At 40.4% G+C, this 13046-nt stretch carries 16 protein-coding genes; 6 read left to right on the forward strand and 10 right to left on the reverse strand.

Going from position 1 to position 13046, the window contains the following annotated elements; all coding sequences use genetic code 11:
* The first annotated feature begins 149 nt into the window (after positions 1-149).
* From ppk2 to ttcA, 6 genes are all read left to right on the forward strand, one after another.
* Positions 150-1043 (forward strand): polyphosphate kinase 2, encoded by an 894-nt coding sequence (gene ppk2, locus CWB80_RS12630; RefSeq protein WP_138600027.1) that lies wholly within the window; start codon positions 150-152, stop codon positions 1041-1043.
* An 11-nt stretch (positions 1044-1054) separates the two neighbouring features.
* Complete coding sequence (locus CWB80_RS12635) at positions 1055-1369, forward strand: hypothetical protein (protein ID WP_054553044.1); 315 nt, start codon at positions 1055-1057, stop codon at positions 1367-1369.
* 117 nt (positions 1370-1486) lie between these two features.
* Positions 1487-1909 carry a hypothetical protein gene (locus CWB80_RS12640; protein ID WP_138600028.1) on the forward strand — a complete coding sequence of 141 codons (423 nt, stop codon included), beginning with the start codon at positions 1487-1489 and terminating at the stop codon, positions 1907-1909.
* A 1-nt stretch (position 1910) separates the two neighbouring features.
* Positions 1911-2426: a demethoxyubiquinone hydroxylase family protein gene (locus CWB80_RS12645; protein WP_138600029.1), complete on the forward strand. Its 516-nt coding sequence runs from the start codon at positions 1911-1913 to the stop codon at positions 2424-2426.
* Positions 2427-2449: 23 nt separating this feature from the next.
* Positions 2450-2863: a hypothetical protein gene (locus tag CWB80_RS12650; protein WP_138600030.1), complete on the forward strand. Its 414-nt coding sequence runs from the start codon at positions 2450-2452 to the stop codon at positions 2861-2863.
* Positions 2864-3105: 242 nt separating this feature from the next.
* Positions 3106-3999, forward strand: coding sequence for a tRNA 2-thiocytidine(32) synthetase TtcA (gene ttcA, locus CWB80_RS12655; RefSeq protein WP_054553048.1), 894 nt, complete (start codon positions 3106-3108; stop codon positions 3997-3999).
* A 64-nt stretch (positions 4000-4063) separates the two neighbouring features.
* Here the strand turns inward: ttcA and uspE are convergent, their stop codons facing one another.
* The 10 genes from uspE to ccoN form a co-directional block, all read right to left on the reverse strand.
* Positions 4064-4987 (reverse strand): universal stress protein UspE, encoded by a 924-nt coding sequence (uspE, locus tag CWB80_RS12660; protein WP_138600031.1) that lies wholly within the window; start codon positions 4985-4987, stop codon positions 4064-4066.
* Between the two features lie 102 nt (positions 4988-5089).
* A complete protein-coding gene (locus tag CWB80_RS12665; protein WP_054553050.1) occupies positions 5090-5824 on the reverse strand; it encodes an FNR family transcription factor in 735 nt (244 codons plus the stop codon).
* Positions 5825-5860: 36 nt separating this feature from the next.
* Positions 5861-6532, reverse strand: a complete 672-nt coding sequence (locus CWB80_RS12670) for a sulfite exporter TauE/SafE family protein (protein WP_138600032.1) — start codon at positions 6530-6532, stop codon at positions 5861-5863.
* A complete protein-coding gene (gene ccoS / locus CWB80_RS12675; RefSeq protein WP_054553052.1) occupies positions 6525-6692 on the reverse strand; it encodes a cbb3-type cytochrome oxidase assembly protein CcoS in 168 nt (55 codons plus the stop codon). The genes CWB80_RS12670 and ccoS overlap by 8 nt, the downstream gene beginning before the upstream one ends.
* Positions 6689-9064: a heavy metal translocating P-type ATPase gene (locus CWB80_RS12680; protein ID WP_138600033.1), complete on the reverse strand. Its 2376-nt coding sequence runs from the start codon at positions 9062-9064 to the stop codon at positions 6689-6691. Before CWB80_RS12680 ends, ccoS begins: the two co-directional genes overlap by 4 nt.
* A gap of 9 nt (positions 9065-9073) precedes the next feature.
* A complete protein-coding gene (locus CWB80_RS12685; RefSeq protein WP_054553054.1) occupies positions 9074-9565 on the reverse strand; it encodes a FixH family protein in 492 nt (163 codons plus the stop codon).
* A 149-nt stretch (positions 9566-9714) separates the two neighbouring features.
* Positions 9715-10680 (reverse strand): cytochrome-c oxidase, cbb3-type subunit III, encoded by a 966-nt coding sequence (gene ccoP / locus CWB80_RS12690; protein ID WP_054553055.1) that lies wholly within the window; start codon positions 10678-10680, stop codon positions 9715-9717.
* Positions 10677-10862 (reverse strand): cbb3-type cytochrome oxidase subunit 3, encoded by a 186-nt coding sequence (locus CWB80_RS12695; RefSeq protein ID WP_010373992.1) that lies wholly within the window; start codon positions 10860-10862, stop codon positions 10677-10679. Before CWB80_RS12695 ends, ccoP begins: the two co-directional genes overlap by 4 nt.
* Positions 10863-10867: 5 nt before the next feature.
* The gene (gene ccoO, locus CWB80_RS12700) at positions 10868-11542 is read right to left on the reverse strand and encodes a cytochrome-c oxidase, cbb3-type subunit II (protein WP_138600034.1); all 675 of its coding nucleotides are present in this window, start codon (positions 11540-11542) and stop codon (positions 10868-10870) included.
* A 12-nt stretch (positions 11543-11554) separates the two neighbouring features.
* A complete protein-coding gene (ccoN, locus tag CWB80_RS12705; protein ID WP_036967883.1) occupies positions 11555-12988 on the reverse strand; it encodes a cytochrome-c oxidase, cbb3-type subunit I in 1434 nt (477 codons plus the stop codon).
* Positions 12989-13046 lie beyond the last annotated feature (58 nt).

Here is a 13046-nt window from a genome sequence, read left to right on the forward strand (position 1 = left end):
ACAGCGGAAGCCACTGAGCATGGCTGCGATGGGTACGACTCATAAATCACCTCGTTAGTTGAAACGTGGTGATAAATTAGGCCATCTGCAAAAACATGCCTAGGTGTGGTTGCTGTTACGGTTACAGTTATAGTTTAATAGGAGTCGTTATGCAGACAGTCAATGTCGAACCTGTATCAGTAAAACAGCAGAATTTATCCGAACACAATGCTAAACAGGATGTGGTTTTTGATCTAGATGTTAAAAACCCAAGCTTAAAGTGGAATGCTGACGGTAAATACCCGTATAAACGAAAAATGGACGTGATTGAATACGAGCGCCATAAACACGAATTGCAAATCGAACTTTTAAAAATGCAAGGTTGGGCCAAAGAGACTGAACAACAAATTGTGATTTTATTTGAAGGTCGAGATGCGGCTGGTAAAGGTGGCACTATAAAGCGTTTTATGGAGCATTTAAATCCTCGCGGGGCGCACGTAGTGGCTTTAGAAAAACCATCTGCAAGAGAGCGTGATCAATGGTACTTCCAGCGTTACATTAACCACTTACCTACTAAGGGTGAAATCATACTTTTCGATCGTTCTTGGTATAACCGAGCCGGTGTTGAGAAGGTAATGGGGTTTTGCGATGATCACGAATATTTGGAGTTTATGCGTCAAACACCTCAACTTGAGCGTATGTTGGTGAATAGCGGTATTAAGCTATTTAAATATTGGTTTTCGGTCAGTAGAGAAGAGCAATTTAGACGCTTTAAATCGCGCCAAAACGACCCACTCAAACAATGGAAGCTAAGCCCAGTTGATATGGCATCACTGGCTAAATGGCATGATTATAGTGATGCCAAAGATGCCATGATGTTTCATACCCATACTAAGGATGCACCTTGGACACAAATTCGATCTGACGATAAAAAGCGCGGGAGAATCAACTGTATGCGCCACTTCTTAAGTTGTTTAGATTACCCGGAGAAAGATCACGATGTAGTAAATTGTGTCGACTCGCTTATTGTTACCGAACCTACCCGCATGTCTATACGCCAGTGAAGGAGAATACTATGCAAAATTCACAGTCAGTATTTGAGAAACGTCTTGCTAAGCTCGAAAAAATTCTTGAAAAGAGTAAAAAAGAAGTGGCAAGAACCACTGAACTTGCAAAAGATGCAGCACTAAAAGCACAAGCAGCTGTAGAGTGTGCCAGCGAAGCTGAGAACCTAGCTGAAAATGCTAAAAAGCGCTTTAAAGCAGCAAAAAAGCAATTAAAAGAGGCTAAAGTGTTAAAAATTGCGCAGAAAAATGCGTCGAAAAAATCGGCTATAAAACGTGCCAAACGATTGGCAAAGAATAAAAAAGCTAAAACTAAAAGCGCTTAAAGTTAACAAAGGGCACATGGCTATTGTGCCCTTTGTTTTTATTAAGCGTATCGCTGGACATTTTTACGATTCTCGATATGCTAAATGTCAATTTTTCAGGGACTTAAAAGCATCTTAATGAAACCTTTAGCGTCTATTTTTGTTATTTTACTGCTATGTTCAGCGTGTAGTAGTCATTCACTTATCAACCAAGAAATGCAAACTAAGTTGCAAGGCTCATGGCAGTCTACAAATAGCCCAGTTTGTGAAGCTAATTTTCATATCGTAGCTTTCAAAAACAACACATTAGAAATCTCATATGACGAACAGGGCTATATTTCTGAGTCTGAAGCGAGAAAAACCTTCGTTTATAATATTCTCTCAGCAGAGAAAAATTTAGTCCGTGTGCAGCTTGAAAATGAAACTCGCTTAGATAATAAGGGCAAGCCAGTAGTTTGGCATCTAAAACCACTTAGAAATGATAAGTATTGCTGGGGTAGAGATGACTGGCCTGATCTTGCTTGTACAGCTTCCCGTTATAAATGCACAGTAAGCAATTAAGATGATCTCAAAAGAAGTCGCTAGAATTGTGCGTGTTGATCATGCAGGTGAATTTGGGGCGATAAGCATTTATAAGTCTCAGTTATTTGTCGCTAAGTTTTTATATCAAGATATCTCTGTACAGCTTAAAGAAATGCTAAATCATGAAATCGAGCATTTCAAAACTTTTGATTGTTGGTTAAAGGAACATAAAGTACGGCATTGCCACGCAATCTGGTTTTGGTCTTTGGGTGGTTATTGTTTAGGTTTGATTACTGCTTTATTTGGCCGTAAAGCAATTTGGGTGTGTACAGAAGCCGTTGAATCAACGGTTCTTCATCATCTAGAATGGCAATTAAGCTATTTAGAGAAAAATAATAAAAGCGCATATCAAACGGTACTAAGCATTCAACAAGATGAAATTGAACACCAGAACCTAGGCAAAGTGAATGGTTCAAGTTCACTTTATTATTCACCAATCAGATTAGTCGTTAAGCACTCCACTAAATTTGCTATTTGGGTTTCGACTAAGTTGTAAAACTAAAAAATAAGGATAATTAAATGAGAGTTTGTTTGCTGATTTTGTTTTCGTTGCCATTTATCGTGTGTTCGGCTCAGTCTGAGCCAAATGCAGAATTAGAATTTGAACGGTTCTATAATGCATTGAAAATGGATGAAATCTTCAATGGCCTTGGTGGTATTGTAGAGGTCGATACAAAGCAAATATTAGCAGATACACTAAAAGATTTACCTGAAAGTCAAAAGCAATTGTTGATAAATGCGATGGGGACATCGGTATTGGCAGAGCCAACAGACATGAGTGCCGCCAAGATGGCTTTTAAGCTTAAAATTCTTAGTTTATTATCACCACAAGAGCTTAAAATAGCAGCAGATTTTTATTCAACAAATATTGGTTTAAAAGCGCATAGAGCCATAATCGAGGCGGAAGTAGCTGCTTCGAACTTTTTAGATTAATTGTTGTTTCATATAAATTATTTAGTAAATCCAGAAAACACCACTTAACCTGTTTTAAATATAAATAACCTGAATCCTTAACCTTCATTCCCAAAGCGCTGTGCTGTACGTGGTATCTCTACAAGAGAAGCGTTTTAATTATCCCACGCTAATCATTTCAACTCGCTCAAAAAGTCCGTATAATCCACGCCGAACTTTTTACTATGAAACATGGCTTACTAAAGCCTGTATGAGCAGAGCAAATGAATCAAACTGATACTAGAAAAGAAACTCTTGAATTTAATAAACTTCAAAAGCGTCTAAGAAGGCATGTTGGTACCGCGATTACTGATTATAACATGATCGAAGACGGTGATGTTGTTATGGCATGTATCAGTGGTGGTAAAGATTCTTTTGCAATGCTAGATATTTTGCTTAATTTACAAAAAGCAGCGCCGATTAAATTTGAAGTTATTGCGGTAAACCTTGATCAGAAGCAGCCTGGTTTTCCTGAGCACATTTTGCCTGATTACTTTGAGACGCTAAATATTCCGTATTACATCGTTGATAAAGATACTTACTCAGTAGTAAAAGAAAAAGTACCAGAGGGCAAAACAACCTGTGGTCTGTGTTCACGACTTCGTCGCGGCACACTTTATTCATTTGCAGAAAAAATTGGTGCAACCAAACTAGCACTTGGTCATCACATGGATGATATCGTTGAGACAATGTTCTTAAATATGTTCCATGGTTCACGACTAAAAGCGATGCCACCAAAATTACGCTCTGATGATGAACGTAACGTGGTAATCCGTCCGTTGTCATATTGCCGTGAAAAAGATTTAATTAAATACGCTGAGCACAAAGACTTCCCGATCATTCCTTGTAATCTATGTGGCTCACAAGAAAACTTGCAGCGTCAATCAATCAAAGCCATGCTGACAGAGTGGGATAAGAAAACTCCAGGTCGTGTTGAGAGTATCTTTAAGTCTTTACAAAATGTTAGCCCAAGCCAGCTTGCAGACAGAAACTTATTTGATTTTGAAAATTTACCACTTGATAGAGAAGGCAATCGTGAAAGCTATGACTTTAGCGAGGCGGTGGTCTCATCAACAAACATTGATGAATCATTATTTATTGATGTAACAAATATATAAAACTCTTAAACTGTATATATAAAAAAGCCCCAAACAGGGGCTTTTTTAATATCTATTCAATAGGTTATTTAGCAAGTGGGCTTACATAGCCGTCTGGTTTTAATGCTAATACATCGCAGTCAAGGCTGTCAATCACATGCTCTGCTGTGTTACCGACAAGCGCTGCACTTAAGCCAGTACGTCCAACTGTACCAATCACTACTAATTCGCTGTTGAGGCGCGCAGCCACATCAGGAATAACATCTTCAGGTAAGCCTTCTTCAATGTGGCAATGAGCTTGGTCAATTTCAAAGCCTTCAGCTAATGAAAGCGTTGATTCAAAGTGATGTTTTTTAACTGATTCGTTGTAAACACCTGGGTTAAACTCAGGAATTTCAATCGCGATATTAACCGGCGTTGCTGGGTAGGCATTCACTAAATTAAGAGTGGCATTAGCCAAGTCACAAATGAAGCGAGCGTCTTTGATAATACGCTTGTTAAGTTCAAGGTGTTGTTCATTCTCACTCACGGCGTTCACAGCAGCTAAAATATTGCCTTTTGCTGGCCACTCTTTCTCTTTAACAAGTAAAACTGGAGCAGGGCACTTACGAATGAGGTGCCAGTCAGTTGGGGTGAAAATAACCGATTTAAGTGTATCGTGTTGATGGGTGCCTTTGACAACTAGGTCAAAACCATCGTTGATCACGGTATTGATAATGGCTTCGTAAGGGCGGTTATGCCAAACCACACAGCTATCAATGGTAAGCTCTGGGTAAAGGGCAATTTGTTCATTTAACCATTCTTGGCGGTCTTTTATTACGGCTTCGCGCATTGCTTCACGCTCATCAGCAGAAAGCATTGTGGTCATTTCATAAGAGAAGTCGTAGATACTGAGGAAAGCGGTGATGGTCGCGCCAGATTTTTTGGCTAGATCAATTGAGCGGCTTAAACTATGTTGCTGCTCTTTGGTTGGGTCTATAACTGCTAAAATTCGTTTAATTGCGTCCATGTGCTGCTCCTTAACTGTTCCGCAAAAAGTAGTACTTTGAGTGTAACCTAAATTTAGAACAGTTAAAGGGGCAAACAATATAAAGTTGCGTTAAATCAAACTCTATTTACATTTAATCGCTGCTGTTGCTGCAAGCGCTTGCTGGTCCAAAATGGTGATAAATTTGCCTTCAACTTTAATAAAGCCCGCTTTTTGGAAGCGGCTTAAAAGGCGGCTAATTGTTTCAACAGTAAGGCCTAAATAATTACCGATTTCACCACGTGTCATGGTTAAACGGAATTCTTTACGTGAGAAACCACGTTCACCAAAACGCTCTGCAAGATTATAAATAAAACTTGCTAGACGCTCTTCAGCTGACTTTTTATTGAGTAACAATAACATTTCTTGGTCGTAGTTAATCTCATTACTCATTAAACGCATAATTTGTTGGCGTAGCTTAGGTAATTTACCTGCTAATTCGTCTAGAGTATCGAATGGAATTTCACATACCATTGAAGTTTCAAGGGCTTGCGAAAAGCTTTGATGAGCCATTTTGTTGATTGCATCGAAACCGACTAAATCACCAGCCAAGTGAAAGCCAGTAATTTGCTCATCACCTTGCTCAGACAAAGTATAAGACTTAAACGAGCCAGAGCGTACCGCATAAATAGCATTTAAGCTTTCGCCAGACTCAAATAAATAATCACCTTTGTGTAGAGGCTTTTTACGTTCGATGATTTCATCGAGACGATCCATTTCTTGACCGTTTAATGAAAATGGCAAACATAGCTGGCTGATACTGCAATTATTACAGCTAATTGTGCATAAGCCTTTTGACTTGTTTTGTGAGAAGTCCATACATCAAATCCATTCAAATAGGTTAACAACTTTAGGTTAATGAACTAACTTATCGGTTGCTATAATTAATAAGTATATACCGTACCATATTATTACGCTGCCTAGAATAACCCTTATCCAAACATGGTTAAAAAGAGTATTTATTTTTTGACTAACAAGACCAACACTGATCATTGCTGGAAAAGTTCCCAAAGCAAAAAATAACATTACGCCTGCACCGTGAAGAGCTGATGGGCTTGTGAGTGCCCAGGTTAACGCAGAATAAACTAGGCCACAGGGTAACCAACCCCACAAAGCGCCATAAAGCAAGGCTTTAGGGGTTGTATCGACCGGTAATAAAAAACGATTGAGTTTAGCTAAATGCTGCCATATTAGCGCCTTGCCTAGTTTTTCTAGCCACTGTAGGGTTGCCGCTAAGCGCATTATGTAAACCCCAACTAGTAGCATAAAAATACCACTCAAAAACGACAACGCTATCGATATAGAAGTATTTTGCGCTGCAAAGCGACTACTAATTCCTGCTACAAGAGCACCGGCAAGCATATAACTGAGTGCGCGGCCTAGGTTATAAGCAACCGAAAAGCTCACTGCACGGTTTTTGTTGGCAGCAAGTTGTAAACTACTGGCAATGCCGCCACACATAGCTAGGCAGTGACCACTGCCTAACAAGCCCATTATAAATGCACTAATAAACAGCGGATCAATCATTACTTTTGTTATGCTGCTCTTTATCGTCTTCGAACAGAATACTGTGACCCTGTTTATTTAAATCAGAAAACTGCTCGCTTTTTACAGCCCAAAAGAATACCCCAATTGCAATTAGCACAAATAAAATGGCAATTGGGATAAGCATATAGATGATACTCATAGTTTTAATAACCTTAATGAGTTGGTAATAACCAAAATGGAGCTTGCAGACATACCGATGACGGCCATCCAAGGAGCTACGAGCCCAAGGGCTGCCAATGGTAAAACCGAACCATTGTAAATAAGTGATAATGCCAAGTTTTGCTTAACAATACGGCGCGTCTTTTTCGAGACAGTAAGCAAATGTTCTATAGCCGTTAGATCACTATTGAGTAATACCACATCAGCACTATTTTTGGAAATATCAGCGCCGGTTTCCATTGCGATAGATAAATGGGCACTGGCAAATACCGGGCTGTCATTCACGCCATCACCAACCATAGCAACAATGGCACCTTTAGCTGCCAATGTTTCAACATGGGCTTGTTTATCGCGAGGGCTGCATGCTGCATGCACGGTATCTAAATTTAGCTGTTTTGCAATTCGCTCACTACTGTTAGAGGCATCGCCCGTTAACATATGGCATTTGAGCTGTTGTGAATGAAGTGTAGTAACCAGTTTTTCTGCGTTATCACGTAAGCTGTCTGCTAAGTAAAAGCGCGCAATGACTTGTTTATCGATATACAAGGTTGCTTGAGCATCAGCTTTTTCGGTATCAAACCAACCGCTTTTACCTATCGCAAGGTGTTGATCATTGAGTAAAGCGGTAATGCCTTTACCCGGTTCGATAGTCACATTCTCAATAGGGTTTATTGAGTCGTTGAAACCAGCAAATGCATTAGCTATAGGGTGCTCAGAGAAGCTTTCAAGTTGGGCAGATAAGCGTAATGCATCAGCTTCACTGTACTGGCTGTTTACTAGCTCAACGCGTTCAATGGTAAAGCGACCTTGCGTTAAGGTACCTGTTTTATCAAAGGCGATATCAGTTAATTGTGGTAGCGTTTCTAATACGTGGGCTTGCTTAATTAAAATCCCACGCTTTGTTAAGCTTGCAACTGCACAAGTTAGGGCAGTTGGAATCGCTAAACTAAGCGCACAAGGGCAGGTTGCCACAAGTACAGAAATAGTCACCCAAAAGGCATGTTCAGGATCTATTTGATACCAACCAATCGCTGTTATTGAGGCAAACACTAATAAGCAGGCAACAAACCACTGTGCTACTTTATCTGTGATCTCAACTAGGCGCGGGCGTTTGGTTAACGCGGTGTGTTGCAACTTAATAATTTGATTAAGCAGGGTATTTTGACCGATTTTGTTGATCTCAATACTGATCACGCCATCGTGATTAATAGTACCTGCGTAAACTTGATGACTGATAAACTTGTTAACTGGCTGGTGTTCACCCGTCATCATGGCTTCATCAACGGTTGTTTGACCTTTTGTAACAATACCATCAGCAGGAATAGTCTCGCCCGCTTTGATTAATACAACATCACCCAGTTTGAGCTTTTTAGCTGCAATAATCGATTCTTGATTATTATCATCAATAATACGAGCTGTGAGCGGCAGTAACTTTTGCAAGTTAGCGGTAAATTCGCTGGCCTTTAAACGGGCTCTAAATTCTAAATATTTACCTAATAATAATAAAAAGGTAAACATACAGATAGATTCGAAATAAACTTCGCCAACCGACATTAATGTGGCATAACAGCTTGCCCCATAAGCACCAAAAATCGCTAATGAGACAGGTAAATCCATATTCAGCTGTTTGGCTTTTAAACCATTAATAGCATTGGTTAAGAATGGCAGGGCACTGTAAAGAATTACAGGAGATGCAAGTACTAAGCTTATCCATCGAAAATACTGCTCGAAGTTCTCTTCCATGCCAGAGAACATGCCAAAATACATAGCGAAAGCAAACATCATTACTTGCATGGTCATCAGACCGGCAACACCTAAACGGCGGATATAAGCTTTTGCGGCTTGTTGTTTTTGGCTCGCTTCAAGGTCTGCCTGAAACGGGTAGGCTTTATAGCCGATTTCATGTAATGAGGTGATAATTTGGCTAAGCGGTGTAACCGATTTATCCCATTGGATCATGGCACGGTTGGTCGAAGTATTTACATCAACACGTTTGATTGCTTTTAAGTTAAGTAGTTGTTTTTCGATTAACCAAGCACAGGCAGCACAGGTGATGCCTTCAACCGTTAATAGTACTTCTGATAAATCATTAGTGGCAGAAATAAACTCGTCTTGAATATCTTCGTTATCGTAACTTTTAATCAACTCGAGTTGCTCTGGAACAAGCTGTTCAACTTTACCAGAGCGAACAGTTCTAAATTTATAATAATCGGTCATGCCTTGGGCGACGATATTCTCAGCAACCGTTTGGCAACCAATACAACACATAGGTTGTGCCTTACCGTCTATTTCGACAGTCGCATTAAAGCCTTTTGGCACACTTTCAAGACAATGAAAGCAATTATCGGACATTAGAGTTTACTACTTATATTCAGGGCTAATCGAAATCGTTTTATCAGTTGGTAAAATGACATCTTCTTTAAGTTTCCAACTGTTATCGATTGGTTCAATAAACACTGTGTATGCGCCGTCAACATGGGTGTCGAGTAGGGCAGTAAAATCGCCATGGGCGTTTTTCATTAAGCTTACATCAAAGTCATTGGCTTTAATGGTGCGATGATAAAAAGACATTTTTAAAGAGTGAACATTGCTTGCATCACCCTTGGTAAAAGTGAATGTTACTTTGTCGTCTGCAACATTTAAATCGCCATGTAAGTAAAGTGCTTTTGCTTTATTAAATTTGCTTAGTTCAAGGTTAATTGCCTTGCCTTTTTTATAATAATCGTCAACAACCATATCTGGGCCGTTGCCAATTGCCATATAAATAAGACCAGCACAGCCGATGATAGCTGCAAGAGGAAAAGAGATTAAAAACCATGGCCAAAAGTTTTTATACCAAGGAGTGGGTTTCATAGTACTTATACCTTTAAAAACGTTGTACGCATTTTATCGGATTTAAAAGCAAAAGACTAAAAAAAAGCCTCCAGATGGAGGCTTTTTTGATCTTAATTAATCTACTGAATTAAAAGATTAATTGTTTATACATTTTATTAACCGCGTGGTTATTTATCTTGCGATAAGCTGTAAACGTACGCTGTTAATAAGTGAACTTTATCTTCACCTAAAATGTCTTTCCATGCTGGCATTACACCGGCGCGGCCATTGATTAGTGTTTCTTCAACAGCACGTTTAGAACCACCGTATAACCAGATGTTATCTGTTAGGTTAGGTGCACCAAATGGTAAGTTGTGTGCAACTGAACCTTTACCGTCAGCACCGTGACACGCAGCACACATTGCAAACTTAGCAGCACCTGCAGCAGCGTCTTTTTGGTTAACAGTACGGCCAGAAAGGCTAAGTACGTGAGCAGTCATTTCTTTAATGCCTTGCTCGCCAAGCGCATCACCCCAAGGTGGCATCGCAGCAACACGACCGTAAAGAAGTGTTTCTTTGATCTTGTCTGGTGAACCGCCGTATAACCAATCGTTATCTGTTAGGTTAGGGAAGCCTTGACCACCACGTGCATCTGAACCATGACATTGTGCACAGTTTTGAGAGAATAAACGTTGACCAATCTCAAGCGCTTTTTCGTCTTTAACTAGTGTTTCAATATCTTGTTTTGCGAATGACTCAAAGATTGGGCCAAAACGCTCATCAGCAGCGATAAATTCTTGGTCTAATTGAACGTTCTCACCGTTAGCTAATGCTTGTTCAGTCGCTTCTTTAGACTCAGCTAAAGAGGTAATACCTTGGTTAGAACTTGTCCATTTACCTAAACCTTCCCAGTTACCTAAACCTGGGTAAGCAGCAAGGTAGTATACAGACCAAATAAATGTCGCGAAGAACATATAAGTCCACCATTTTGGTAGTGGGTTGTTAAGTTCTTCAATGCCGTCAAATTCGTGACCACAGCTTTCGCCTTCTTTCACACCTGCGTAGTTTTTTAAGTTCCACAGAAGTAGGCCGAAGATGATAGCAAGACACGCTAGGGTTAATACAATAACCCATATACTCCAAAAGCTAGTCATTTCTCAGACTCCTTTTCCTCATTAGAGATTGTGTTGTTGTGTTTTTTTTCATCTTCAAATATGGCATTAGCAGCATCGTCAAAACGGCGTTTGCTACGCTTGCTGTATGCCCATACAACAATCACAATAAACAGTACTAAAATTACCAGAGTCAAAATGCCTCTGTATGTTCCGTAATCCATAATAATTACTTCAAGTGTGTGCCAAGCTGTTGTAAGTAAGCGATTAGAGCTTGCATTTCAGTTGCACCTTGACCACCGTTCATGGCTTCGATTTTCGCAATGTTAGCTTGTAGCTCTTCGTCACTTCCGTAACCTTTACCGTCGTAACGGTCGCTCGCTTTATCAATTCCGAAGCTATCACGGAATATTTGAAGCTTTTTAAGTGTATGGGTCGTATCGACTCTGTTTTCGTCTAACCAAGGAAACGCTGGCATGTTTGACTCAGGAACCACTGCACGTGGATCCATTAAGTGAGCATGGTGCCAATCGTCTGAGTAACGCTCACCAACACGCGCTAAGTCAGGACCAGTACGCTTAGAACCCCATTGGAATGGGTGATCCCATACTGACTCACCAGCTACAGAGTAGTGACCGTAACGCTCAACCTCGTCACGGAAAGGACGAATCATTTGTGAGTGACAGTTGTAACAACCCTCACGCACGTAGATATCACGGCCTTCCATTTCTAACGCTGTAAGAGGGCGTAAGCCATCAACAGGTTTAGTCGTATCGTCTTGGAACATGAGTGGAGTAATCTCAACTAATGCACCAAAGCTGATTGCAAAGACAGTCAAGATAGCCATTAGGCCAACGTTCTTTTCGACTATTTCGTGTTTGTTTTGTGAATTATTATTGCTCATCGTGCTACTCCATTATGCCAATTGTGCGTCAGCGTCTAGTTGAAGCGAATCTTTCTTCGCTGCAATAGTACGATAAACGTTGTAAGCCATAATTAGCATACCTGTTACGATGAATACACCGCCTAGGAAACGCATGATATAGAACGGATACGAAGCTTCTAATGACTGTACAAAGCTGTACATTAACGTACCGTCTGAGTTTACTGCACGCCACATTAGACCTTGCATTACACCAGAGATCCACATTGCTACGATGTATAGAACAACACCCACAGTGTGTAACCAGAAGTGCGTGTTAACTAGTTTAACACTGTACATACGGCCTTGTGAGAATAGTGCAGGGATTAGGTGATAGATAGCACCGATAGAGATCATTGCTACCCAACCTAGTGCACCTGAGTGTACGTGACCTACAGTCCAGTCAGTGTAGTGAGAAAGCGCATTAACTGACTTAATAGCCATCATTGGGCCTTCGAACGTAGACATACCGTAGAAAGATAGAGAAACAACTAAGAAACGAAGTACTGGGTCAGTACGTAGTTTATGCCATGCACCTGATAACGTCATGATACCGTTGATCATACCACCCCAAGATGGAACGAATAGGATAACTGACATAACCATACCTAAGCTTTGCGTCCAGTCTGGAAGCGCAGTGTAATGTAGGTGGTGAGGACCTGCCCAGATGTATAAAGAAACAAGAGCCCAGAAGTGAACAACCGATAAACGGTAAGAATAAACAGGGCGGCCTGCTTGTTTTGGTACGAAATAGTACATCATACCTAAGAAACCAGCAGTTAATAAGAAACCAACAGCGTTGTGACCGTACCACCACTGAACCATTGCATCTACAGCACCTGCGTAGATAGAGTATGATTTAGTAAGTGAAACTGGAATTGCCATGCTGTTTACGATGTGTAAAACGGCAACAGTAATGATGAAACCAGCATAGAACCAGTTCGCAACATAGATGTGCGATACTTTACGCTTGATTAACGTACCAAAGAATACCACTGCGTAAGTTACCCAAACAACGGCGATAAGAATATCGATTGGCCATTCAAGTTCTGCGTATTCTTTTGAGCTTGTGATACCTAATGGTAAGGTAATCGCTGCTAGTACGATAACAAGTTGCCAACCCCAGAAGGTGAAGGCTGCTAATTTATCTGAGAAAAGGCGCGTTTGACATGTACGTTGTACGACGTAATAAGACGTCGCAAAAAGTGCACTTGTACCAAATGCGAAAATTACTGCGTTCGTGTGTAACGGACGTAGTCGAGAGTAAGTTAACCATGGTGTATCAAAGTTAAGTGCTGGCCAAGCTAATTGGGCAGCAATCAGAACCCCAACACTCATGCCAACGATGCCCCAAATCACTGTCATAATAGCGAATTGGCGTACAACTTTATAATTGTACTCAGTTTGTGATGCTACTGTTTGGCTCATTTTCTGGCTTCCGCTGCAATAAATGCGTTTTAGAAATGAATTACCCACTTTTATTCAA

It is taken from the genome of Pseudoalteromonas sp. S1650 (assembly GCF_005887195.1).
Classification (GTDB): Bacteria; Pseudomonadota; Gammaproteobacteria; order Enterobacterales; family Alteromonadaceae; genus Pseudoalteromonas; species Pseudoalteromonas simplex.